This is a genomic window from Streptomyces sp. NPDC057253, assembly GCF_042669125.1.
Lineage (GTDB): Bacteria > Actinomycetota > Actinomycetes > Streptomycetales > Streptomycetaceae > Streptomyces.
Genome location: NZ_JBHUXV010000016.1, coordinates 57,015 through 79,288, shown reverse-complemented (window position 1 = coordinate 79,288; position 22,274 = coordinate 57,015). Strand labels below are relative to the sequence as shown.

26 protein-coding genes are annotated in these 22,274 nt (G+C 67.7%); 13 read left to right on the top strand and 13 right to left on the bottom strand.

Going from position 1 to position 22,274, the window contains the following annotated elements:
* Nucleotides 1–81: 81 nt before the first annotated feature.
* The 12 genes from ACFULQ_RS11710 to ACFULQ_RS11655 form a co-directional block, all read right to left on the bottom strand.
* Complete coding sequence (locus ACFULQ_RS11710; protein WP_383541539.1) at nucleotides 82–456, bottom strand: hypothetical protein; 375 nt, start codon at nucleotides 454–456, stop codon at nucleotides 82–84.
* A 59-nt stretch (nucleotides 457–515) separates the two neighbouring features.
* Nucleotides 516–959, bottom strand: a complete 444-nt coding sequence (locus ACFULQ_RS11705; RefSeq protein ID WP_383541537.1) for a TadE/TadG family type IV pilus assembly protein — start codon at nucleotides 957–959, stop codon at nucleotides 516–518.
* 29 nt (nucleotides 960–988) lie between these two features.
* Nucleotides 989–1,363: a TadE/TadG family type IV pilus assembly protein gene (locus ACFULQ_RS11700; protein WP_383541649.1), complete on the bottom strand. Its 375-nt coding sequence runs from the start codon at nucleotides 1,361–1,363 to the stop codon at nucleotides 989–991.
* Between the two features lie 73 nt (nucleotides 1,364–1,436).
* Nucleotides 1,437–1,622 carry a hypothetical protein gene (locus tag ACFULQ_RS11695; protein ID WP_383541535.1) on the bottom strand — a complete coding sequence of 62 codons (186 nt, stop codon included), beginning with the start codon at nucleotides 1,620–1,622 and terminating at the stop codon, nucleotides 1,437–1,439.
* Nucleotides 1,623–1,651: 29 nt separating this feature from the next.
* Nucleotides 1,652–2,545: a type II secretion system F family protein gene (locus ACFULQ_RS11690; RefSeq protein ID WP_383541533.1), complete on the bottom strand. Its 894-nt coding sequence runs from the start codon at nucleotides 2,543–2,545 to the stop codon at nucleotides 1,652–1,654.
* Complete coding sequence (locus ACFULQ_RS11685) at nucleotides 2,546–3,436, bottom strand: type II secretion system F family protein (protein WP_383541530.1); 891 nt, start codon at nucleotides 3,434–3,436, stop codon at nucleotides 2,546–2,548.
* Entirely contained in the window at nucleotides 3,433–4,632 is a 1,200-nt protein-coding gene (locus tag ACFULQ_RS11680) for a CpaF family protein (protein ID WP_383541528.1), read from the bottom strand. Before ACFULQ_RS11680 ends, ACFULQ_RS11685 begins: the two co-directional genes overlap by 4 nt.
* A gap of 248 nt (nucleotides 4,633–4,880) precedes the next feature.
* On the bottom strand, nucleotides 4,881–5,663 hold the full coding sequence (locus ACFULQ_RS11675) for a hypothetical protein (protein ID WP_383541526.1): 783 nt from the start codon (nucleotides 5,661–5,663) through the stop codon (nucleotides 4,881–4,883).
* 38 nt (nucleotides 5,664–5,701) lie between these two features.
* Nucleotides 5,702–6,400, bottom strand: a complete 699-nt coding sequence (locus ACFULQ_RS11670) for an SAF domain-containing protein (protein ID WP_383541523.1) — start codon at nucleotides 6,398–6,400, stop codon at nucleotides 5,702–5,704.
* A gap of 80 nt (nucleotides 6,401–6,480) precedes the next feature.
* Nucleotides 6,481–7,140 carry a hypothetical protein gene (locus ACFULQ_RS11665; protein WP_383541521.1) on the bottom strand — a complete coding sequence of 220 codons (660 nt, stop codon included), beginning with the start codon at nucleotides 7,138–7,140 and terminating at the stop codon, nucleotides 6,481–6,483.
* A gap of 350 nt (nucleotides 7,141–7,490) precedes the next feature.
* A complete protein-coding gene (locus ACFULQ_RS11660; protein WP_383541518.1) occupies nucleotides 7,491–8,021 on the bottom strand; it encodes a hypothetical protein in 531 nt (176 codons plus the stop codon).
* 501 nt (nucleotides 8,022–8,522) lie between these two features.
* Nucleotides 8,523–9,200: an HAD family hydrolase gene (locus tag ACFULQ_RS11655; RefSeq protein ID WP_383541515.1), complete on the bottom strand. Its 678-nt coding sequence runs from the start codon at nucleotides 9,198–9,200 to the stop codon at nucleotides 8,523–8,525.
* A 130-nt stretch (nucleotides 9,201–9,330) separates the two neighbouring features.
* Between ACFULQ_RS11655 and ACFULQ_RS11650 the strand changes: the two genes are divergently transcribed.
* The 10 genes from ACFULQ_RS11650 (at nucleotide 9,331) to ACFULQ_RS11605 (ending at nucleotide 18,076) form a co-directional block, all read left to right on the top strand.
* A complete protein-coding gene (locus ACFULQ_RS11650) occupies nucleotides 9,331–10,545 on the top strand; it encodes a helix-turn-helix domain-containing protein (RefSeq protein ID WP_383541513.1) in 1,215 nt (404 codons plus the stop codon).
* A gap of 95 nt (nucleotides 10,546–10,640) precedes the next feature.
* Nucleotides 10,641–11,003 (top strand): hypothetical protein, encoded by a 363-nt coding sequence (locus ACFULQ_RS11645; RefSeq protein WP_383541510.1) that lies wholly within the window; start codon nucleotides 10,641–10,643, stop codon nucleotides 11,001–11,003.
* 549 nt (nucleotides 11,004–11,552) lie between these two features.
* Nucleotides 11,553–12,821 (top strand): TfuA-like protein, encoded by a 1,269-nt coding sequence (locus ACFULQ_RS11640; RefSeq protein WP_383541507.1) that lies wholly within the window; start codon nucleotides 11,553–11,555, stop codon nucleotides 12,819–12,821.
* On the top strand, nucleotides 12,811–13,956 hold the full coding sequence (locus ACFULQ_RS11635) for a YcaO-like family protein (RefSeq protein WP_383541505.1): 1,146 nt from the start codon (nucleotides 12,811–12,813) through the stop codon (nucleotides 13,954–13,956). The genes ACFULQ_RS11640 and ACFULQ_RS11635 overlap by 11 nt, the downstream gene beginning before the upstream one ends.
* Nucleotides 13,953–14,717 carry a class I SAM-dependent methyltransferase gene (locus ACFULQ_RS11630; RefSeq protein ID WP_383541503.1) on the top strand — a complete coding sequence of 255 codons (765 nt, stop codon included), beginning with the start codon at nucleotides 13,953–13,955 and terminating at the stop codon, nucleotides 14,715–14,717. Before ACFULQ_RS11635 ends, ACFULQ_RS11630 begins: the two co-directional genes overlap by 4 nt.
* A gap of 91 nt (nucleotides 14,718–14,808) precedes the next feature.
* The gene (locus ACFULQ_RS11625; protein WP_383541500.1) at nucleotides 14,809–15,819 is read left to right on the top strand and encodes an NAD(P)H-dependent glycerol-3-phosphate dehydrogenase; all 1,011 of its coding nucleotides are present in this window, start codon (nucleotides 14,809–14,811) and stop codon (nucleotides 15,817–15,819) included.
* A gap of 55 nt (nucleotides 15,820–15,874) precedes the next feature.
* Nucleotides 15,875–16,228, top strand: a complete 354-nt coding sequence (locus tag ACFULQ_RS11620) for a hypothetical protein (RefSeq protein ID WP_383541497.1) — start codon at nucleotides 15,875–15,877, stop codon at nucleotides 16,226–16,228.
* Nucleotides 16,215–17,072 (top strand): hypothetical protein, encoded by an 858-nt coding sequence (locus ACFULQ_RS11615; RefSeq protein WP_383541495.1) that lies wholly within the window; start codon nucleotides 16,215–16,217, stop codon nucleotides 17,070–17,072. The genes ACFULQ_RS11620 and ACFULQ_RS11615 overlap by 14 nt, the downstream gene beginning before the upstream one ends.
* Before the next feature lie 125 nt (nucleotides 17,073–17,197).
* The gene (locus ACFULQ_RS11610) at nucleotides 17,198–17,638 is read left to right on the top strand and encodes a hypothetical protein (protein ID WP_383541493.1); all 441 of its coding nucleotides are present in this window, start codon (nucleotides 17,198–17,200) and stop codon (nucleotides 17,636–17,638) included.
* Nucleotides 17,639–17,653: 15 nt separating this feature from the next.
* Entirely contained in the window at nucleotides 17,654–18,076 is a 423-nt protein-coding gene (locus tag ACFULQ_RS11605; protein ID WP_383541491.1) for a hypothetical protein, read from the top strand.
* Between the two features lie 430 nt (nucleotides 18,077–18,506).
* Here ACFULQ_RS11605 and ACFULQ_RS11600 read toward each other — a convergent pair whose 3' ends face one another.
* The gene (locus ACFULQ_RS11600) at nucleotides 18,507–19,388 is read right to left on the bottom strand and encodes a hypothetical protein (RefSeq protein ID WP_383541488.1); all 882 of its coding nucleotides are present in this window, start codon (nucleotides 19,386–19,388) and stop codon (nucleotides 18,507–18,509) included.
* 415 nt (nucleotides 19,389–19,803) lie between these two features.
* On the opposite strand from ACFULQ_RS11600, the gene ACFULQ_RS11595 reads away from it, so the two are divergent.
* The 3 genes from ACFULQ_RS11595 (at nucleotide 19,804) to ACFULQ_RS11585 (ending at nucleotide 22,135) form a co-directional block, all read left to right on the top strand.
* Nucleotides 19,804–20,313, top strand: a complete 510-nt coding sequence (locus tag ACFULQ_RS11595; protein ID WP_383541486.1) for a very short patch repair endonuclease — start codon at nucleotides 19,804–19,806, stop codon at nucleotides 20,311–20,313.
* A gap of 42 nt (nucleotides 20,314–20,355) precedes the next feature.
* On the top strand, nucleotides 20,356–20,547 hold the full coding sequence (locus tag ACFULQ_RS11590) for a hypothetical protein (RefSeq protein WP_383541483.1): 192 nt from the start codon (nucleotides 20,356–20,358) through the stop codon (nucleotides 20,545–20,547).
* 415 nt (nucleotides 20,548–20,962) lie between these two features.
* Nucleotides 20,963–22,135: a DNA cytosine methyltransferase gene (locus ACFULQ_RS11585; protein ID WP_383541480.1), complete on the top strand. Its 1,173-nt coding sequence runs from the start codon at nucleotides 20,963–20,965 to the stop codon at nucleotides 22,133–22,135.
* Nucleotides 22,136–22,274: the final 139 nt, after the last annotated feature.

Below are 22,274 nucleotides of genomic sequence, written 5' to 3'. Positions count from 1 at the left end.
TGGCAACAAGGCCGCGCAGCAGCCGAGCCCGAGGCGCCAGTCCAGGGCGAGCGCGTCTGTGTGCGGGCATGGTCGACCTCGTCAAGATTCCGGGGCGGCAACGCCGTGGACAGGATGGGCCGAACCAGTGCCGGTCACCGTCAGGGTGTCGAGACCCAGCAGACCGAGAAGCTGGGTGTGCTGGCGGGCGGTGACCGTCACGGTGATCGTGTCTCCGGCGACGGTTACGGTCCCGGTGTCCCCGGTGGAGGCAAGGTAGGTCCGAGCCCGTGCGCCGGCCTCGTCGGGCAGAAGGCGTACGGTGCCGGACGCCCGATAGGCAGCGAGGTCCAGGGCTTGGGTTCCGGCGCGCGCGGCTTCCTGAGCTTCACCGATTGCGCGGACCTTGGCCGCCAGTGCGAGACCGCCGTCTACGAGTAGGCCGGCGAACATCACGATCGCGGTGGCGAGGATCACGACGAACGGGGTGACCTGGCCCTGATCACCGGTGAGATCGCGCGGGCCGCATGGTGTTCTCATGGGGCGGTGGCCTCCCCGGCCGTCGTGGTTGTCGAACGGTATACGTCGACCGGTGAGGCGGCCTCGGCTGTGAGGATGGTCCTGCCCGGGATCTGCAGCAGGGCCAGGTCGCGGAGGCCGACTTCGCAGGTGACCGCAACCCGGACGGTGGACCCGGGTTCAAGGGTGCCCAGGGCGGTGACGGACAGGTCCCCGCAGGTGATGCCAGCCTCACGCAGAGCGGTGGTGGCAGCGTCGCGGGCGTCGGCGACAGCGGCCGTTCGGCTGCGCTCCAGCGTGGCGGCGCGGGCGGCCTGGTGGGCGGCGTCCTCGATCTGAAGTCGGGTGTCGGACAGCCGTCCGCAGTAGACGAGGAACCACAGCAGCAGAACCAGGACGGGGATCATCAGCACGAGTTCGACCGTCACCGACCCACGCTCGGAGTGATCTCCGATCGCCATGCGAGGGGCGGTCACTCGCCGTCGTTGTCTCATGGCGCCGCCCGGAATCGTTCGACGGGGCCTGACGCATGAGTGCGGACGGGCAGATGGAGGAACGGGACAACGCTGGCGGCCGTGCCGGTGACCTCGACTTCGACGCGGTCGGCGGTACGCGTAACGGTGACGTGCGACCCGTGCAGTGGGCCGCGGCCGAGCTGGTCCAGCACGCGTTCGGCTTCTGTCCGGCCTGCAGCGGCGGTGCCGTCCTGGAGTCGGGTGGCCGCCAGAGCGTGGGCGGAGGTGGCCTGAGCGATGTGGACGGCATGCCACCAGACGGTGACTTGGGCGAGCAGGAGTACCAGGGTCAGCAACACCGGCATGATGATCACCATCTCGGTGGTGACGGCCCCCCGATCGTCCGACAAGAGCCGGGAGTGGGCGCGGAGTGCGCGGGACGAGAGTCGTCGTCCGGCTGCGGTGAGTGGCATGTCAGCAGACCTACTTGAACACCACGTTCTTCGCCGCGGCAGTGATCTCCGGGCCAAAGATGCCGACGATGGTCAGGGCGAGGGCGGCTAGGCCCGCAATCCAGATGACGTGCTCTGTGGTGACGCCACGGTCGTCGGCGGGAAGCCTGCTGAGTAGTGACCGGGCACGGGACAGAAGCGAGTTCAGAAAAGGCATGTGGGTTCCCTTCCGGTGTCGACGCCCGCTCACAGGGCGTTCGTGATCTGTGTCAGAGCGGGATAGAAGACGAAGATGATGAAGCCGAAGGCCATGAGGACTCCGGGCAGCGCCATTCGCTCCGTGGCGGCATTGGCCTTGCCTTCGGCTTCAGTGCCAGCGCGCTGTCGCATGGCGGCGGCCTTGGCAGCCAACGACGCCCGGACCTTGGCGCCTTCGGTGCCCGCGAGGGACAGTGCGGCGGCCAATTCGGTCAGTTCGCTGATCTGGAGTTCCTCGCCGATCTGCCTGAGCGTCGTCCATGGGGAAGTGCGAGTGAGCTGGGCGGTGTCCAGCGCCCGGCGCAGTTGCCGGAAGGACCAGCCCTGTCCGACGCCCGCCGCGTCCGTGAGGGCCCCGTCGACGCCGGCGCCTCCCGCGAGCAGGACGTGGATCAGGTTCAGGTAGGCGCCCAGAGCATGACGGAAGGCCTCACGGCGACGTTCGGCTTCGGCCCGTACCGTCGTGTCCGGCAAGAGGAATCCGGCGGCTGCGAGCGCGAGCGACGCTCCCAGTGGCACGGGCCAGGCCAGTGGTCGGCCGCCCAGGGCCAGCAGGGCTCCGACGGCGGCGGGCAGGAGGAGTCCTGTCAGGGCGAGCGCGGCCTTCTCCGCCAGGTGGGTCTCGGGCGACCGTTCGACGATGGCCAGGTCCTGGCTGACCGTGGGACCGGGCAGTCCTGCCGCGCGGAGCACTCCGGTGAACGGGCTACCGAGGCGCACTGCCCAACCGCCCGTGCCGGTGACGAGGATCGGGGGCGGCGCGGGAATGGAGTTCAGCCGGGACATCAACTCCGCCAGGGGTGGTCGGGGCGGAACGGTCCACACCAGTAGCGCCCAAAGGCCGAGTCCAGCCCCTGCACCGAGCAGAACCAGGGCGATCATTCAGGTCACCTCCTGGCCAACGGCCTCGGGGGCACGGCCTGCGGCGTCCTCTCCTCCAGCGAAGAAGAAGCGTTCCAGCTCCTCGATGCGGGCCATGCGGCGCAGCCACACGAACGCGACCGTGAAGAGGGCCCCGATGAGCACCAGGACCAGTTGCCCGGCTGCTGAGTTGTAAGGGGTGAGGAACTGGGGATTGAAGAAGATGAGTGCGCCTGCGAAGGTCAGGGTGGTGACTACGACCACGCGGAGGGTGGTGTGGGTGCGGGTGCGGCTGGCTTCGATGCGGTGGCGCATCTCCACCTGTGCCCGTGCGGTGGCCGCGAGTTCACCCAGGAGCGGAGCGAGTTGGCGGGCCTGATGCTGAGAGGAAAGGATCAAGGCCGCGACCACCAGGTCGGCGGTCGGATCTTCGAGGTCGATGGCAAGGTGTCGTAGAGCCGGGGCCAGGCGTTCTCCGTGCTCCAACCGGGCGGCCATAGCAGCCACTTGCGGGCGGACGGCGTGGGGCGCGTGGGCGGCTGTGGCCAGGATCGTCTGTTCCAGCCCGGCCGCAGCGGCGAGCGTGTCGCGCAGCATCTCCGTCCACCCGGCCACGCCTTCGATCCGAGCGGTCCGTTCCCGATCCGCCGTACGAACCCCGAGGATGCGCGGCAGGCTCCAGCCGCCCATCGCCGCGAGTACTCCGCCCACCACCCATCCGGTGAACACCCCCACCAGCAGCCCCGCCGTGGCCGCGATCGCCAGCCAGCGCCCGGCGTGGCGGGGGGTCTCTCGGCGCCGTCGGGGTCGGAGCCGGCCGCCGGTTGGAGACCGCCACGCATTCAGGAGGAGCGCCAGGCCGCCCCCGACCCCGAGGCCCAGCAGTCCCATCAAGGGCACGTATTCGGTCATGACCGGTGCCACGTCCATTCGGCTCGAGCGACCGCCTCCGGGTCGTAGCCGGCCTCGATCAGGTCCTCCAGGGTTTCGGTGCGCAGGGGCACACCAGGTATCGCGCGCCGGTCGGGGCCGGGCCTGTATATCTCGTTGGAGATGATCTGCCGATCGTCGGCGTCGACGATCTCCCGTATGGAGGAGACCAGGCGTCGGCCGTAGTTCCCACGGGGTTTGTCCAGGTGGACGACGAAGTCGAGTGCGTTGGCGACGAGCAGGTTGGTTGCTTCCAGAGGAAGCCGCTCGGGGCCCTGGACGGCGTAGGCGGCCAGCTTGGTGAAGGCCCCCCTGCTCGTGGAGGAGTGCAGCGTGCCCATAGAGCCGTCGTTGCCCTGGCTCATGGCGTTGCACATCGGTATGACCTCGGGTCCTCGGACTTCGCCGACGATCACCCGGTCCGGGGACATCCGCAGTGCCCACCGCACGAGTTCGGACTGGGTGACTTCGCCCTGGCCCTCGATGTTCGCTTCTCGTGCCTGCATCGCCACTAGGTCCGGGTGCGCCGCCTCGTCGGCGTCCAGACCGAGCTCGAAGACGTCCTCCACGGTGACCAGCCGCTCCCACGGCGGGATCTCGGCGGCCAGAGCCCGCAGCATGGTGGTCTTCCCGATCGCGGTCCCGCCGGTGATCAGGATGTTTTTCCGCGCCCGGACCATGGCGGCGAGCAGCGACTGCAAACCGTCGTCGAAGGTCCCGTTCGCACGGAGCTGCGCCAGTGTGGCGTGTTGAAGGCGGTGGCGCCTGATGGACAGTGACGGGCGGGCAGTGATCGCCATTACTGCGAACGCCCTTGCGCCACCCGGGAGTTGGAAGCCGACGCCTGGGCTGCCGCGGTCGAAGCGGCGCTCCTCCACACCGCTACGGGCCGCCAGGTCGCGGATGATCTGCACGAGTTCCGTGTCGGAGGCTACAACGGGCGGCAGGCGGTCACGGCGGCCGTCGGCATAACGGACGAAGACTCGGTCGCCTGTGACGTTGATGTTCTCGATCTGCGGATCCGTGAGCAGCGGCTCCAACCCGGCCGACCCGAACACCTCGTTCAGAACGGCGGTGATGACCGTCTGCTCGACGTCCGGAGCCACCACCTCCTCGCCGGCTGTGAGGACCTTCTGGGTGTACTCCTCGGCCGCGTCCATGAGGATCTTCCCTGCCAAGGCCAATCGGTCGGCTTCGGTCAACGGTCGGCCTCCGGCTGTCTCGTCGATGCGGAGTTGCTGAGTGAGCCGCTCGGCGAGCCGCTGACGAAGGTGGAGCCGCAAACCGTCCGCCGGGGAACCGGTCTGCGTCCGGCGGCCGGCCAGGCCATGAAGCATCGCGGGGCGGGTGGGGATCTGGCCGGGCCCGATCCCAGGTGGGAAGACTCCCCCGTGTGGCAGAGCCGTGTACGTTTTCTGCGGTTCGGTCATCGCCGTAACTCACTCCATGAGGTCCTTGGGTCGCTCACCCGGTCGGCCGACCTGATCCGGAGAGCGGTGGTCTGCTCCTGCTGATCCGATCCGGACTGCGCGAGAGCGTGCGACGCGGACAACTCGGCGATCCGGGCCAGGCTCCGGCCGAGCGCTGAGCGGGCCGGTGCCGAACGTCGTCCTCCGGGGCGTCCGCCGAGCGCGGCGGCGCCCTTCTGGTCCTCCGGCACGCGGGCCATCACCTCGATGTCCAGCTCCCGCGCGACCTCGGTGGTGGGATAGCCGTCACCCACCAGGACGAAGCAGGGACACCGCGACCAGCGTGACGCCCTGCGCCACTGCGTGGCCACGTGGGCCAGGGCGTCGTCGCGAGCCCGGGACAGCAGCAGCATGACGTCGGCGTCCTGGACCACCTTCAGCGCCGGGGACTCCGAATCGACCCGCCCGCAGTCGGCGATCACCACCGTGCCGGCTTGGCTCGCGGCCCATCGCAGTCCTTCGGCTCCGCTCCGGGTGAGCTGGGCGAGGGACGCGCGCGCCTGATCCGCGCCGGTCGGCCCGACGACCACCGGCAGTCCGCCGGGCAGCCGTTGTGTGTGCTGCCAGATCAACCCTGGCCCGGCTCGGTGCCGTACGGCCGCTGCAAGACTGGTCAACCCCGGGGCCGGCTCCAGCCGGTACCGCCCCAGCAGATCTCCCCCGGCCGGATCGCACTCGACGACCACCGGCTGCTCTCCGAACGGCCACCCCGCCGCGAGCCCGACGGCGGCTGTGGTCACACCCGGTGAGCCTTTGAGGCTGCATACCGCCACCAGCGTCACTGCCCGCCTCCGTGCACCATCACCACGCTGATCTGCCCGGCCGGAGCCGCGGCCAGCCGACGGGCATCGCCCTCAGCCATCAGCAGCGAGATCACCGCGGCCTGGTCGGTGGCGTCTCGCCGCACGTCTGTCACCGAGGCGTCCCACGCAGTCGACGTCGAACTGGCGGTGTTCCCGTTGTCGGCCACCACGACGACGGCCACGCGGTTGCCGGACTGGACACCAGGCGGGAACTGGCCCGCCTTCAACCCCACCGCGGCCACCGCCTGCCCGGCGGGCGGCACGTGCGCGGCACCGAGCACGTTCCTGGTCAGCGGGGCTCCCTCCGGCAGGCTGTACGCGACGGGCCGACCTTCCACCGAGGACTTCGACCGCACGGGGATAAACCTCAGCCTGCTGCTGGCCGCCACGCTCTCTTCGCGCAGGTCGCGATCAGACAGCACCTGCCCGACCGTGACCGGACGGGCAAGCACGAGAACCGGCTCCTGATTGCCAACACTCGTCGCCACGACGACGCCACCCGCTGTACAGCCCAGGACCAGCAGCATGCCCACCAGCAGGTACGGAAGCCGGCGCGGGCGCGCAGCACTGGTCATCCGTGTCTGGGGCTTCTCGATACGACGCCCCATCCGACTCCGCGGAATCGTGCCGTCCCGTTCGGGCTGATCCGGGTGCGTGACCACATGCGTATTCACCAACTGCCGCCTTCCGGAGCAGGACTCCTCCCGACCGCGCCGTCGGCACGACGGGGATGACGAGGTTTCGGGGCCGACGTTCAGCCGCCGTTGTTCAGCGCCTGGCTCTCCGCGACACGGAATTCCGCATCCGAGGTAGTCGTCAGATCAGGAAAGACACCGCTTTGTCCGGCACCGGCCCAGCTCACCGTCCAGTGCACCGTCGCGGAGACCGTGTAGGCACTGTCCGGCCGCCCTGCGGAAGAGGCGTGATAGGTGTAACCACAGTCCGGGGAAGGGTTCTTGGGGCTCGCCCCCGAGCCGTACGGCGTCCCCGGCCCGTCGCACGTCACCGATCCGCCGTCTCCCAAGGCCCACACCACGGACGTCGGCCGCGCCACAGCCGTCACAGACACTCCCGGCACCGATGCCGTCGTGGACACTGCACCCCACTCACCGCGGTCCAGCCACAACCAGGTCGGCAGGTTCACCAACTGCTCGTCCACCGGACTCGCTTGAATCCGCTGCGTCGGCAAACGGAGCTGCTCCCGTGCGACCTGAGCCAGTTGGGTCGGCGACGGCTGTGGAGCTCCGCCGCCCTGCTGCGGCCCGTCCGGAATCCAGATCGGCGGCCGGTACACCGCGTCCCGCACACCGCCTGCCTCGCACTTGTACACGTACCAGGCGCCCGACTCCCCGGGCTGCGGGTCAGCTGCCGACACGGTCTCGGCTCGGATGGTCGACGTGTACACCGCGGCCACCGCAACGGTCGTCCCGCTCCTGTAAGCCGCCTGGGTCGCCCCGGGCGGGGGCTTGTAGTCGCTGGGCTGGTACGAACAGGCAGCCAGGTTCAGGTCCGGGTTCGCGGACTTCGGCCGCTCCTGTCCGTCGCCGCTGCTGCCTCCACCGCCGGAGGAGCCTCCGGAACCTGACGCTCCTCCGCCACGCTGGTGGGGCGTGGTGCGCTGTCCACCGGAACCCGCTCCGAGCTCACACCCAGGATGCGGGTTCTGGTCGCACTGCACCGAGCCCCACCCGCCATCGGCGAACGCGGGGAACGCCGTCGCTCCCACGACCGCCAGGGACAGACCCGCAACGGCAACTGCCTGTCTCAGCACGAGCCCACCCCCTCCACCGCGAAGCGGGTGACCTTCCACCTGCCGTTGAGTTTCTTCACTTCGGCCGTGATCGCCTGCCGCCCGCCGGGCTTGTCGTCCGCGAGCTTGCCGTTGTCCTTTCGGTACTTCAGCCAGTGTGTGGAGTCACCACAGTCGGAGATCACGGCTGTCGTCGGGTCCGTGGCGGGAGTCACCGAGTTCACCTTCGGGGAGTTTTTCGGTTCGCCCTTCGTCACCAGGCCGTTGAGGTGATCCGCGTACATCCCTCGTGAGATCGCCGACAACGCGTCGCCGGTCGCGTACCGAGCCAGGTTCGGCGCGTTCCAGTCCGATGTCTTCGCCGCGGAGGCCATGTCCTGCCACATCCCCAGGTACGCCGTCGTCGCTTGCGAGCGCGCGATCTCTGCGGAGGAACTGGAAGAAGGAGAACTAGAAGCTGTCCCGGTCGCAGGGCCGACCGAGGCCTCTTCCGACGAGGTCGAGCCCGTCGTCCCCGCCGAGCTGCAGCCGGCGATCAGCATCATCAGGACGACCGTGCTCACCCGCCTGACGGCCAGTCCAGCGAAGGTACGTGCCCCGGAGACCACCACAGCTTCATCACCTCGCGAATGACGCGAATCCCGGCGTCCGGTACGGACGTCACCCAGATGTATCGCTCAATCGCGTTCCTACTGCAAGGTGCGAACGCCACTAAGCGCGTTCCAACTTCAGAGCGCAAGCGGCCACTTGACTACTTCTTTACTTGGGAGGCGAACATAGAAGAGTCATTTGCCAGACGGACCACAGGAAGCAGTTTCCTTCGGCTTCTTGGGAGGGACGCCAAGACCAACTACACCAAAGGCATATGCCACCACCTAGCTCGATCACCTGCAGCGGTCTGCGCCCCGCACAGCTGAGCAGTCGCGATATCGTCGCAGTCGCAATCTCGACGGCGAACCTACCGCCAGACCGCCTAGGCGGATGTCATTGGAAGGGACAGCCGTAGGGGCGTGACGGCGCCCGGCGGACATTCAGCGCTGGTAGGCCTACCGACCGTCCCCGCGTACGAGTTTCACCAGCAAGTCCGTGTCCCGCAGGTCCGGCAACACGCCCTCCGCACCGGCGTCCCGCAGCACGGTCTCGTCGCTGCGCCCTGTTGCCACCGCGATCACTCGCACACCGTTCCTCTGAGCGCCTTCCACATCAGCCGGTGTGTCGCCGATCAATACGGCCTCCTCGGCCGCCGCGTCCGAGCGGCGCAGGGAGAGCTTGACGAGTTCGGCGCGGACGTCGTCGTCCTCTCCGTAAGCCCCGAGTTCCCACAGGATGTGCCGGTCGAGCCCGAACACCTGGAGTTTGATCTCGGAGACCGGGCGGATGTTGCCCGAGACGACGGTCTGTTGGATCCCGACGGCGTCGAGCGCATCGAGAGCGGCCGCTACACCCGGCAGGGCATGCCCGCGCTCTCGCAGGTCCGCCGCTCGCTTCAGGTGCCCCTCCGTGAGGGCGCGGGCGAAGCGCTCGAAGTCGGCACGGTCGGTGGTCAGTCCGTGCAGTTTCGCGGTCTCGCGGAAGATGACCGGCTCCGTGATGCCGTCGATCTTCGCCTGCTCACGCATGACCTGACCCGTGCTCTGCAGGAACGCGGCCGCCGACAGCTCACGCCCCACACCACGTGTGTCGATCAGCGTGTGGTCGATGTCCCACAGGACCAGCCGCGCCATCGTGCCTCCCCAATCGCCAGCCGTCTTGAGGTACTCACCTCTCGCACGAACGTGTGCGGACCCCGTACGCGCTGGAGCACTCCGTCCTACGCTGACGGTACGAGACGTTAGCGGGGAAGGGGGCGGAACAGTGATCTCACCGAAGCTGCCCGTGGGCCAGAAGGTCAAGTACTACCGGCGGAAGAACGGCAACCGAACCCAGGCGGCCATCGCCGGGCTGTGTGGCATCACCGAGCGCTACCTCCAGCAGATCGAGGCCAGCCAGAAGATGCCCTCCGCCGATGTTCTCGCTCGTCTCGCCGCCGAACTGGGCGTTCCACTGGCCGCCCTGCTCGCAGGGGACGCAGTCGAGGAGTCGGCGGTCCCGCTCACAGCCGCGCCCGCCGTCGCTCGTGCGCTGATGGGGTACGACCGACCACGCAGTTCGGCTGCTGCTGGCCCTTCGGAGTTACGGGAGCGAGTTGAGCAGGCGTGGCGGAACTGGCAGTCGTCTAAGGACCGGTTCAGTGCAGCGGCTCTTGTCCTTCCTGACCTGATCAGCGACGTCGAGCATGCCGTGCGGGTGCACCGAACCGGCACCGACGCCCTGGCACGACGCGAAGTCCTGCGGGTGGCTGCAGATTTGTACGGGCTGCTGCGGTCGTACTGCCGCCGCGCCGGACGTCTCGATCTGTCCCTCATGGTCGCCGACCGGGCGATCCGCGCCGCCGAGGACGCCGATGACCCGGTGCGCATCGCCGCGGCCCAGTGGAACCTCGGCCACGTGCTCCTCTCCCACAATGAGCCGACCGCCATCGAAGAGGCCAAAGACGTCGCTCTCCGCGCGGCCGAACGACTGCATCAGGCGTCGACGACCGCTGATGCCAGGGCCGTTGAAGGAGCCCTCGAACTGGTAGCGGTGGTCTCCGACGCCCGTCGCCGCCACTGGTGGGAGGCACGTACCCGCCTCGAACAACGTGCTGCCCCGCTTGCCGAACGAGTCGGTGAGGGCAATGTGCAGTGGACCGTGTTCGGGCCGACCAATGTCGCCATGCACGCGATGAGCATCGAGATGCTCGCAGGCGAGGCCTCCGAGGGCTTGCGTGTCGCCGACCATATCGACACGCACGGGCTGCCCAGCCGTGAACGGCAGTTCACCTTCGGTCTCGAACTGGCCAGATGCCACGACCTGCGTCGTGAGGACGCGGCCGTGCTCGTCCACCTGCTGGACTTGGAAGAAGTCGCCCCCGAGGATCTGGCGCGCAGCCCTCTCGCTCGGGACATGATCCTGGATCTCCAGAAACGCGTCCGCCCCACCTTCCGCCGCCAAGTCGACGAACTCGTTCAACGACTCTGCCTCGTCTGATCACGAACAGATGGTTCACCCGAACTCTCAGTTCGGGTTGCTCACTTGGTCCGGTCATACCTTCACCGCACAGTGCAGTGAAGGACGGACGGCAGATGATCGACGATTCGGTATTGAGGTTGACCGCGGCTGGTCTGCGACTCGCACCCGCTGGTGTCGAGTGGGACGTCGTGAAGGTTGGGCGGCATTGGGGCGTGCGCGCGATCGAACAGATCGCGGAGCTCGGCGCCGTAGCGGTGGATCCATCTCGCCGCGAACCGCTGCTCTACTTCTTCGTTCCCAAGGGCAGCGCCGCCAACTGGAATGTTCCGCAGACCACCGCGCTCGGCCGGGAGTCCTACGTGGTGTTGCCGCCGACTCGTAAGGAAGAACCGCCCGGACCGTACTGGCTGGTCCCTCAACAGAAGGGACTCACATCAGCCGCTGACCTTCAGCGGGCGTTGGAGTCGGTCCGGTGATGTCAATCGAGGCTGATGGCCTTTCACCTCATCAACTCGACGAGCTGCTGCCGTAATCAGCGGCACAGCCGGTAGATCCCTGCCCGGTGGCCTGGATGACGGCCCACGACCCCGGCCATCGGACAGGCAACACGCTCCGCCCGTACTACGAACGGCATTCGGCGCGGGTGGAGGCGGCGCTGGGGCCACGTTCCCCCAACGGGCCCCAGCGCCGGCGAACAGCCCCCTGTCCCCTGGCCCGCACCATGTACGACCTCGGCCTACGGACAGGCAAGACCCCCAGTGCCGGAGAGCTGCGCCAAAGAGCATTACTCCGCGCCGGGCCCCAGAAAATCACCTGACACCAAGGAGAAACACGATGTCCCAGTCCGGAACCAGAGCCGAAGTGACCGCAGAGACGACCGACGAGGTCACCGAAGCCGTGGTCGTCGCCGTCGACGTCGAGGACGAGGAGTAGTCCTCCCTCTCGCTCTTCTGACTCGGGTGTCTCTCCCCGCCTCGCCGGTCGTGCCGGAAGGGCGGGGAGAGATTCCTTCGACCTCGACCGTCGTGGAGATCACCATGCATCACGTGTTCGTCGGACCGACTCTGTCGCGGTCTGAACCGGAGCTGACCGCACCGAGCGTGCGGGTGTGGCCGCCGGTACAGCACGGGGACCTGTTCTCGGACGCGATCGGCGAGGGCGACACCGTCGTGATCATCGACGGTGTGTATCACCAGGCACCGGCACTGCGGCACAAGGAAATTCTGGCCGCCATGGGCCGCGGAGTCCGCGTGATCGGCGCGGCGAGCATCGGGGCCCTGCGCGCCGCGGAACTAGCCCCGTTCGGGATGCTCGGCGTCGGTTCCATCTACGGCGCCTACATGAACGGGAGCATTGACGGCGATGACGAAGTGGCTGTCGGACAGGCTCCGGCCGGTGGCTGGAGGGCATTGACCTGGCCGGTGGTCAATCTCCGGCTGGCTTTGGAGCTGGCCCGCCGGGCTGGCGTGTGCGACGGCGGCCGGGCCGCCGTACTCCTGGAAGCGCTGCGCGCGGTGTACTACCCACAGCGCACCACGGCAGCAGTCCGCGCTGTATGCCGCCGACACGGCGACGCCGCGTTCGCCGAATGGCTCTCCGAACAGCGCGCCCGCGACGAACACTTCGCCAATCTCAAGCGCACCGACGCCCTCGCGGCCGTACGCACCGCCCTCGACGACCAGAGCACGCCCGCCGTCTGCGTCCAGCAGCAGATGTGGGAGACGGCCTACTTCCGGCGCTGGTCGAACTCCTTTGCCCGCAGCCACGTCGACGGCCTCGATCTCGCCACCGCCGATCGTCTCATCTATCAGCAGGTGTTCGACCAGGAGTTCCCCAGAACGTGGACCGCCTACCTCCAGCACTGCTCGTTGCGTACGACCGGCAGTGAACCAGGTCGGCCGCTCGCGATGCGGCTGGCCCATGTGACCAGCAGTGACCTTCCTGCCCACAGCCTCTTCCGCCCTCCGGTCGACCTGCGGAACAAGGTGACCGTGGCTCTGTTGCTCGCTCGTGAGACACCCGACGACCGTCTCGCGGTTGCCCGGTTCGGTGAGGCGCTCAGGCAGGCGCAACGAAGTCGGCCCGGGTTCTGCATCGACGCCGTACGCGGCGATCTCTCACGCCGGATGCTCCTGGAGGCATGGGGGTGCCCTGCAGAGCGGCTGGACGCCGAGGCTTCGGCGCGCGGGCTGATCTGTGGTGCGCGCGCCATCGAAGCGACGAAGCGGCTGGTGCCCGGCTACCTCAACGAGTCAAGCAGCCATACAAACAAGGAGATCGGCGATGAGCGGTGACAGCACGGTGGTCCTGCGAGGCACGGTACGCGCCCGCGCTCCGGAGGAGACGTGGGAGACAGTGGCCCCCTTCTTGCAGGAGTTCGGGATCACCCGGGTGGCGAGACTGACCGGTCTGGACTGCGTCGGGCTGCCGGTGTGGACGGCGCTACGGCCCGGTTCCCTGACGCTGAGCGGATCCCAGGGCAAAGGCGCAACTGACCTGCTCGCGAAGCTGTCGGCGGTGATGGAGGCGATCGAGCTGTGGCATGTCGAGCAACCGCTGCCTATCACCACGAACGGTCCAGCCCGGGACGTCGCCCCGGACTGTCCTGTCTCCGAGCTGCCACTTACTGTCCGGCACGGCCAGGACGCTCTCGACCGGGTGGTGTGGGAGTGGACGCCCGCGACCCGGTTGGTGAGCGGGGAGAAGGCTCTGCTGCCGGTCGACCTGGTCCGCCGTCGCGTACAGCGTCCTGCGTGGGCTCCTGATCTGCTGCGGGCCACGAGCACCGGCCTGGCCTGCGGTAACACCAGGGACGAGGCGCTGCTGCACGCCCTATACGAGATCGTCGAACGGGACGTGTTGTACCGGGACGCCCAGTCCGGTGGGCACCTGCGCACGTACATCGATCCCGCCACGGTCGGCGACGTTTTCAGCCTGGAGGTGGTCGACCGGTTCGCAGATGCGGGGATGGCGCTGGAGCTGGCGATGGTGGGCGGCCCCTACGAGCTGCCCGTGTGCGTGGCCTACGTGTGGTCGGAGGACCTCCCCGTCCTGTTCGCCGGCAGCGGCTGCCACAGCCATCCGGGCATCGCGGCCACCCGAGCGCTGACCGAGGCCGCCCAGTCACGGCTGACGGCCATCTCCGGCACCCGGGACGACCTGCCGAGCTCCCCCGCCTCCGCCGCCCTTCCCGCCTTCCGCCCACCACGGACCACGGGCCTGACGTCCTGGGCACAAGCAACGGTCCACTTCACCCGCGAAGTCCGCCCCTTCGCCGACCAGGTCGAGAACGTGGGCCGCCGGATCACCGAGGTGACCGGACACGAACCGATCGCTCTGGATCTGCCCGGCGCGGCCGCACCGGTCCATGCGGTGCAGGTCGTCTGCCCCGGTACCCGCTCGCGCACCACAAGGACGATGCCCCGATGACCCACACCGTCACCCGCTTGACCGCTCAACTCGCAGCCCAGTTCGATGCGTTGCACACCGCGCGGGCCCGCAGCACGCTGACCGCCCGTCTGTACGCCATGGCGATGGGCGACGAATACCCGGAAGAGGTCGCCGCGGCCAGCTCGTGCGACTGGCCCCTGCTCGAGCTGATGGCCACCCGCTTGCGGATGCACCCCCTCCAGTTCCTCGTCGACGTCGGTTGCGGCACCGGGGGCATCGGTCTGTGGCTGGCCCGCGCCCTGGCCCTCCGCCTGGACGGTCTCGACATCTCACCTGTGGCCATCGAGCACGCCACCACCCGCCGTGTTCACTTTGCCGTGCCGGCCACCTTCCGTGTCGCCGGGCTGGAGAACACCGGCCTGCCCGACGGCGCAGCGCACGGCGTGGTGTGCGTGGACGCCCTCTCCTTCGCCGCCAACCGCAGTGCCGCCCTGGGTGAACTCGGCAGAATCCTGGCGCCCGGCGCCCGGCTGCTCTTCACCCAAGCCATGCGCCAGGACGCCGAGCCCCGCTGGGAGGAACAAGCTCGCGCCGCCGGACTCGTCGTAGAACACGTCGACGAGCGGCCGACCGAACCGGCGATGTGGGCCCGGCTGTATCAGCTGTGGATCGACCATGCCGACGACCTGCGGCATGAGCTCGGCGACGACCAGGCGCAGAACATGCTGCACGAGGCGCACACGAGACTCCCCACCCTCCCCGGCCGCCGCGCCGTCCTGCTCACTCTGCGCCGCCCATGACCGCACCACCGATCCCCGAGGCAGCCGATACGATGACCGCGCCCTGCCGACAACCGGCCCGCACCCCCGCGACCATGGAGAGCACGCCGCAGTGAGCCAGCACCCCGCCCGCGCGGCAGTGTTCTCGGCCGGATCCTGGGGCACCGCCGCCGCCAAGATCCTCGCCGACGCCGGCACCACCGTCATCCTGCACGCCCGCCGCGCCGAGATCGCCGACGCGATCAACACCCACCATCGCAACCCCGGCTACTTCCCCGACGTACGGCTGCCCGCCGCACTCAAGGCAACCACCGATCCCGCGGCCGCGCTGTACGGAGCCGACTTCCTCGTGCTGTCCATCCCCGCCCAGTCTCTGCGCACCAGCCTCGCAGCGTGGACACCGCACATCGGGCCCGACACCGTGATCGTGTCGCTCATGAAGGGCATCGAGCGCGACAGCGGGAAGCGGGCCAGCGAGGTCATCGCCGAGGTGACCGGCGTGGACACGGACCGGATCGCCGTACTGTCCGGGCCCAACCTGGCCCGCGAGATCATGGCCGGACAACCCGCCGCCGCAACCGTCGCCTGCCCCGACGAGAACACCGGCCGCCGCTTCCAGACAGCCTGCCACACCGCCTACTTCCGGCCTTACACCAGCACCGACGTGATCGGCTGCGAGCTGGGCGGCGCGGTGAAGAACGTCATCGCCCTGGCCACCGGCATCGCCCACGGCATGGGCCTGGGCCACAACGCGGCGGCCGTGCTCATCACGCGTGGGCTGACGGAGACGACCCGACTGGCCACGGCCCTGGGGGCCGACCCGGCGACCCTCGCCGGCCTGTCGGGCCTGGGCGATCTGGTGGCGACCTGCACCTCGCCGCTGTCCCGCAACCGCACCTTCGGCACCTACCTCGGGCAGGGCATGAGCGTCGCGCAGGTGACCGCCGCCACCCAGGCGACCACCGAAGGCGTCAAGTCGGCCGAGGCGATCCTCGAACTGGCGCGAGCCCACGGCGTCGACATGCCGATCACGGAAACCATCGCCGCCCTCCTCCACGACAAGATCAGCCTCGGCCAGGCCATGGCCGCGCTGCTGGAACGGCCCACCAAGCCCGAGCGCTGACCCGCGCGCCCTCCCAGGGCGCTACCCTCATCCTCCCGTTCTCGGAGGCCTCGTCATGCCCGAGTCCGTGCTGTCCGCTGCCCAACTCACTGTCACCGGCGCGCTGGTGCTGTGGATGATCACCGGTTTCACCCGCCTGCCCGGCCGCTGGCTGCGATGGAAGATGTTCTGCCGGGCCACGTTCACCATCGTCACCCTGACCGGCACCAACAACGGCCACGCCGAACCGGTCAACGTCTACGAGTACCTGTCCCCGGGGAGTTTCCTGCTCGGCCCGCCCCAGCTCCAGACAGTCATCAACCACCTCACCAGCATCGGCCGGTACGACCGGATCGACGGCACCGGCCGCGTCCTGTCGGCGTCCGGCGAAAGGCCGTTGGAGGTGACGGACAGCCGTGTGGTTCTTTGACGCCCTCGCCTCCGGCTTCCAGTACCCGACCGACCCCGGGCGGCTGCAATGGTTCCGGATCGTATTCGGCACGGTCTGCACCCTGCGCTTCGCGCTGTCCATCGGCCAGGGCGGCTGGAGCCGGCTCACCTCCGGATCCCTCAGCCTGCACCTTGCAGAGCAGCGCTTCGGAGCCCGGCGAGCACACCTTCTGGCCGGCGTGTACCGGCCTGCGCTGATCTTGCGTACGGCGGCCGCCGTCACCCTGACCGCCGGGCCGCTGCCGCGCCTTTCACTCCTGCTGCTCCTGGCCGGAGCCGCGATGGAGCTGCTCTACCTCAAGAGCCCCAACGCCGTCCGGTACACCCTGCTCACCGGTGGCTGTCTCCTCATCGCCGGCGATCTGGGCCAGGGAACGACCATCGATCACACGCCGAGCACTGCCAACACCTGGGCGCAGTGCCTCCTCGTGCTGATCACCACGGACATCTACTGGAACAGCGCCTGGCAGAAACTACGCTCCCCGCAGTTCCGAACCGGCCTGTACCTCGCCCAGTGGGTCCACGTCCTCACACAGGTCAGAGAACAACTGCCGTACAGGCGCCAATTCACAGTGCCCCGATTCATCCGCCACCACCTGGGCAACCTCACCGACCGCGACATGCGAGTGTGGAAGCTGATCGCTACCACCGTCATCGCGACGGAGATCGCGCTGCCGCCCACGCTACTTATCCATGCGACGATTCCCTACGCGATCGCCGCCGGAATCGGAATGCACGCGACCTTCACCTGCCTCAAGCCACGCCAACTGGTCACCTTCTCCGGACTCACAGTCGGCACTTATACCGCATTTTCCGCCGGGTGAGGCGGACCCCGTACCTTGAATTCGCAGGACCTGGCGTACGAACCCTCCAGGTGCGACATCTGCCGTATAGGGATAACCTGATCAGTAGGCGTCGCGATGCCCATCGTTACTGGCGATGGGAGTGCATGATGTACGCAGGATTCTTCGGGGATCACCTCAACGGAGAGCTCGTTCTGGCGGCGCTGATCGGCGTCGTAGGAGGCGTGGCTTTTCTGGGTGCGCTCCTGATGGGATTTCTTGGCGATCCAATCACCAAGAGGATGCGGCCAGGATTCGAAAAGGTTGTACTGCGCGGCGAGGGGCAACCTGCGACCACAGGCCTCAGCTCTCCGAGGATCGGATTTTTCATTCTGATCGGGGCTGCGGTCGCCGCCGTACTACAACTCCCCTACGGGACCAACTTGGCCTATCTGCAAGCCTTCATCGTGGGCGTGGGTTGGCCGACGCTGATCGGGCAAGCCCTGAGCCAGGCAGAGAACCAGAGGATCTGGGATCTCGCAGATCGAGTAGAGAATCCGCCAGGCGGAGCCGATGTCCCAGTCGTAAATCCTCCCGTGAATGTATGAGGCGGAGGCAAGGTTGTGGTTAGCTACAGAGAAGTAGCAGATCTACCGGTCGAAGAGCTGCTCTCAAGCGCTGATGCACCATTGCTGATCACCCCGCAGACAAGCGTGGCAGACGCAATTCTGCTCCTCGGGCGGAGAAAGCAAGGCGCGGCCGTCGTGCAGATAGGCGAAACGGAGTATCAGCCTGTAAGCCTCTCCGAGCTCCACGCTGCTGAAAAAGCCGCAGGTGGCGACGGAAGTAAGCTTCTAGTTGGATCGGTCGTTGGGCACGATACCCCGACCACGATCTACCAGATTCCAGCCAAGGTGACTGTCGCCGCACTCACCAAGAGCGGCTCTTCCGGGGAAGTGCTCCTTGTCACCGATCCGGACGGGAAGCCGCAAGCAGTACTAGACCGCAGTCAACTCGCACTGCGGATCCGAGGGCTCGTCTCGTAGCCGGTCGAGGTGATGCTTCCGCTGGCGCCGCAAGCACGCTGCAAGGACACCGGTCGGAAGCCGTGCGCCTGCGGGCCTGCTGACCGGGCTGCCGTCGCCGTCGCGCGCGACGAAGCCTCCGTCGGCGGTCGGAGCGATGTCCAGGCCGCTGGCGGAGACGCTCATGCCGATACTCGCCAGTCCCGGATTCTTCGTCGCCTCGGCCGTCTTGACCACCAGCACCGAGGTGTAACCGGAGCTCAACGCGGCCGACAGCGATGGGCGCAGGCAACGGCTTGATCTCAAGCCGTCGTAGGACTTCGTAGCCGATCCCGGACAACCGACCAGGCCACCGCAGCGCCAAGTGGAAAGCGACCAATCTGAGGACTCGCCATGCCAGCAACCCTGTCGACGATGAACTCTGTCGACGGGCTCGGCATCCGTCGGCCGTTCAGTGCGTGTGTCCGCCCGACCGCCCGAGTTCGCCTAGGTCAGGGGGCTCGCAGTAGTCACCGTTCGTTTCCGTGACGTCGGTTTGCCCCGATGCGATGTGGGTTCTGTGGGCGTGGAACACCTCGGCAGCGGTCAGAGGCCTGAGTGCGTCCCCTCGCAGTTGCCAGCCGTAAACACGGTCGCTCTCGCCCGGGCCACTGGTACGCATGACGAGGTACCCGGCGTTGCGTGCCGCGATACCGAAGGCGAGAACCGTGGTGAGCTCCAGCGCCTCGGTCTCTTCGAGTTGTAGGTCACCGCCGGTGCGCAGTCCGACGACGAGGGTTTCGGGCACGGCGGAGACACGACACACGAGCCGGTGGTCGCCGGGGCCTGCGGCATGGACGATGCACATGAGGAGTTCCGAGGCTCGGGCAAGCGCCTCGCGGCCGATGTCTTTGCCGCAGGTCGCACAGGGACCTATATGAGAGAGGAACTCGGATGCGTACTCCTGGGTGACCTGGCGAACGGCCCCGTCTATGAGCTCCTGGGCGAGTTCGACCAGAGGTTGTCCCTCATAGGCGAGGGTGGTGCCGGTGGCCGCAACTTCGGCGGTGAAGCGGCTGCGGCTGGCCGGGGCGTCGGGAGCGAGACCGGCGTCGGCGCAAAATTCCGCGTATTCCTCGGGATCGAAGAGGGCGACAGTGGTGTGGCTGCCTTCATCCGCTCGGCTCCGCAGCAGGGCTTCCACCTGCCGAAGATAGGACTCGTACTCGTCGAAGACGAAGGTGCGGTAGCACCGCATCGCGGTGAAGTCCTGCTCGTCTGTGAGCAGGCCGATTGTGCCGGCGATCTCGCGACGCAGAGCCCGTCGCCTCGAGTGCTGCTCGGTGTCTGCCATGGTGTTCCCCTACGTGCGATCGGTGACTCTTCGGGCGGATTCGGGGTTTTGCGGACGCCTGACGGCGGGGCACAGTCGGAATCCGAGTGTATTGATCTCCCGTCGACGAGCAGGGGGCGGACCTGGGCAGCGGGTCCCACGGTGTGTCTCACGCACCGACATGGATGGACGCAGCGCAGCAAGTCGCACTGTCCTCGTCCAGGGCTTCGCCCGGAACCCGCGCAACGGCCAGCCTCATCCGGGAGTACGGGCAAACGGAACAGCCTCGGCCGGGCACCGACAGGCATCCGTGACGAAATACGACATGGGCCCGTGCATGCTTCGTCGGCCGAGTACGCTCGGGTGAACAGCCGTCGAGAGCAGACCGATCGAGTTCAGACGACGCCGCCTGGTCCTGCCCCTCCCTTGAAAGATCATGGCCAAGACCACCACGCCTCGCAGAGGTAAGCCTTCGTGGGCGACCTCGCCCGCCACCCGGGCAAGCATGCAGGCAAACAGGCCGAGGGACACGAAACCGGAAAAGGCACTCCGGAGTGCCGTCCACGCCCTGGGCCTCAGATTCAACGTGTCGACCCGTCCCCTGCCGAAGGTCAGGCGCACCGCCGATCTGGTTTTCACCCGAGTCCACCTGGCGGTCTTCCTGGACGGGTGCTATTGGCACGGGTGCCCCGAGCACCACACCCTGTCCGCGACCAACACGGCCTACTGGACCGACAAGTTCGAGACGAATCGGCGGCGCGATCGGCAGACGGATCAGTGGCTGCGCGAGGCGGGGTGGGAGGTTCTCCGCGTGTGGGAGCATGAAGACCCGACGACGGCCGCCCTGCGTGTACGCGAGGTGTACGACCGGTTGTCGATGGAGATCGAGGAAGCTCGAGCCGAACGCGCGGGTGCTCGTCGGCGCCGGAACCCGCACGGCTCCTGAATCTCGACTCGCCCCCAGACGAGGCCTGCCAGACTGAGTCGCATGATTCGCGAACCGACGGAAATCAAGATCGACGAATACGGCCGTATCGAGCTCCCGCTTGGACTTCTCGCTGAAGCAGGGCTCTCACCTGGCAGTTCGGTGGTGGCCTTCAGCCACAGCGACGGCCGCATCGTGGTGCGCCGCGCTGAGGACGCCATGCGCGATCTGATCGAGAACGGGACGTTGGAGTGATCACGTGTCGCCACGTCGAGGTCCTTGCAGCGACTGATTGATCACGCCCGGCGCAGCCTTGGGGCCGTGATCATCCGCTATCCCGCGCGTCCGGTGTGGAGGGTCGCGCAGGGAGATCATCCGTGTCGCCCACCAGCCAGCACAGGAATTCGATCACGTGCGCGTTTATGTCTGAGCCGACCTCGGCGACCGCCCACTTCGCACGTTCGTGGAGCTCAGGAGGCGGGCGGAAGACGACCGCCGGATATCTGTGTCGACTCGGCATGCCGATAGGGTCCCACGGTGGCCGGCCACCGTGAACAGGCGTTATTCTGTCAGATCGATGATGACGACCCACTGAGGGGAGATCGGGGCGGCCGCGTTCGGGACACCCTCGTGACCGCCTCCGCGGGACCGCATACAGCCTGGAGACTACGTGCCCGACCCCCTGATTGTGGATCTCTTCGCCGGTCCCGGTGGGCTGGACGTGGCTGCCCGCTGGCTGGGTGTTCCCGCCGTCGGCATCGAACTGGACACCGACGCCTGTGAGACGCGCAAAGCAGCGGGCTTGGCCACCGTCTCCGGCGACGTGAAGGCCTTCCACCCGGCTCATTTTCCGGAGGCGAGGGTTCTGGCCGGAGGCCCCCCTTGCCAGACGTACACGGTCGCGGGTGGACGCGATGGAGGCGCCGGACGCCGAGCGCTCGCGCAAGTCCTCGCCTTGGCCGGTCTCATGGCCGAGAGCAAGAACAACAAGAGGAAGAGGGCCAAAGTCGAAGCCCAGCTCGCCGAGCTCGCCAAAGCCCCAGGGGACAAAGGTCGCACGGGCCTGGTACTCGAACCGCTGCGGTGGGCGCTGACCGCCCTCCGGGAGGGGCGGCCGTACGAGGCAATCGTGCTGGAACAGGTCACCACCGTGATGCCGGTTTGGGAGGCCTACGCCGAGATCCTGAAAGACGAGGGCTACTCGGTCGTCACCGACGTGCTGAGGGCGGAGGAGTACGGGGTACCGCAAACGCGTAAGCGCGCGGTGCTGATCGCCCGACGCCCCGGACAGGCGACACTGCCGGAGAAGACCCACCGTCCGTTCCGAAAGAAACTCACGCCTGCGGAGGAAGGCAGGCGGCCCTACGTGACGATGGTCGACGTACTCGATCGTCTGGCGCCGTTCGAGGTGGTCTCCAACTACGGCACCGGAGGAGACCCCAAGGCGCGTGGCAGGCGGCAACATGATGAGCCAGCGTTCACCGTAACCGGAAAGATTCGCAGAAACAGGGTGGGCCCTCCGGGGCACCTCGACGCCGACCCCCGTTTCGACGATCCCGAGGCCGGACAGTTGCAGAGCTTTCCCAGGGATTACCCGTGGCGGGGGAAAGACATTCCACAACAGATCGGCAACGCCATCCCTCCCCTCCTCGGCGTCCACATCCTCGCCGCCGCTCTGGGCCTGGGAAACGAAGCTCGCGATACCGCCGTGAAGAAGGCCATCGCCTGCCGTGCGGCGGCACCGGAGTCTGCACCGCTTCCGGCCGGGCACCTGAGCAACGGGGTGGAAGCTCATGGGCTGTTTCCCATTCGGGGGGCTTCGCCCGTCGAGCAGCCCGTGTGAAACACACGTCGTGGTGGGTAGGCGGATGCACCCATCCGTCAGACCCCGCCCTCGACGGCCGTACGGGCCCTACCTCTCTCTTGGCCGAAACCGGCGATCACAACGGCGTGAACGCCGGTCGGATGGCTCCGTAATGCGA

Excerpts from the sequence above, each read along its gene's own strand:
- ACFULQ_RS11590 (WP_383541483.1), top strand. The coding sequence starts at position 20,356 with ATGATTCGCGAACCGACGGAAATCAAGATCGACGAATACGGCCGTATC.
- ACFULQ_RS11610 (WP_383541493.1), top strand. The coding sequence starts at position 17,198 with ATGATGTACGCAGGATTCTTCGGGGATCACCTCAACGGAGAGCTCGTT.
- ACFULQ_RS11630 (WP_383541503.1), top strand. The coding sequence starts at position 13,953 with ATGACCCACACCGTCACCCGCTTGACCGCTCAACTCGCAGCCCAGTTC.
- ACFULQ_RS11635 (WP_383541505.1), top strand. The coding sequence starts at position 12,811 with ATGAGCGGTGACAGCACGGTGGTCCTGCGAGGCACGGTACGCGCCCGC.
- ACFULQ_RS11600 (WP_383541488.1), bottom strand. The coding sequence starts at position 19,388 with ATGGCAGACACCGAGCAGCACTCGAGGCGACGGGCTCTGCGTCGCGAG.
- ACFULQ_RS11695 (WP_383541535.1), bottom strand. The coding sequence starts at position 1,622 with ATGCCTTTTCTGAACTCGCTTCTGTCCCGTGCCCGGTCACTACTCAGC.
- ACFULQ_RS11685 (WP_383541530.1), bottom strand. The coding sequence starts at position 3,436 with ATGACCGAATACGTGCCCTTGATGGGACTGCTGGGCCTCGGGGTCGGG.
- ACFULQ_RS11655 (WP_383541515.1), bottom strand. The coding sequence starts at position 9,200 with ATGGCGCGGCTGGTCCTGTGGGACATCGACCACACGCTGATCGACACA.
- ACFULQ_RS11705 (WP_383541537.1), bottom strand. The coding sequence starts at position 959 with ATGGCGATCGGAGATCACTCCGAGCGTGGGTCGGTGACGGTCGAACTC.
- ACFULQ_RS11645 (WP_383541510.1), top strand. The coding sequence starts at position 10,641 with ATGATCGACGATTCGGTATTGAGGTTGACCGCGGCTGGTCTGCGACTC.
- ACFULQ_RS11620 (WP_383541497.1), top strand. The coding sequence starts at position 15,875 with ATGCCCGAGTCCGTGCTGTCCGCTGCCCAACTCACTGTCACCGGCGCG.
- ACFULQ_RS11660 (WP_383541518.1), bottom strand. The coding sequence starts at position 8,021 with ATGATGCTGATCGCCGGCTGCAGCTCGGCGGGGACGACGGGCTCGACC.
- ACFULQ_RS11690 (WP_383541533.1), bottom strand. The coding sequence starts at position 2,545 with ATGATCGCCCTGGTTCTGCTCGGTGCAGGGGCTGGACTCGGCCTTTGG.
- ACFULQ_RS11595 (WP_383541486.1), top strand. The coding sequence starts at position 19,804 with ATGGCCAAGACCACCACGCCTCGCAGAGGTAAGCCTTCGTGGGCGACC.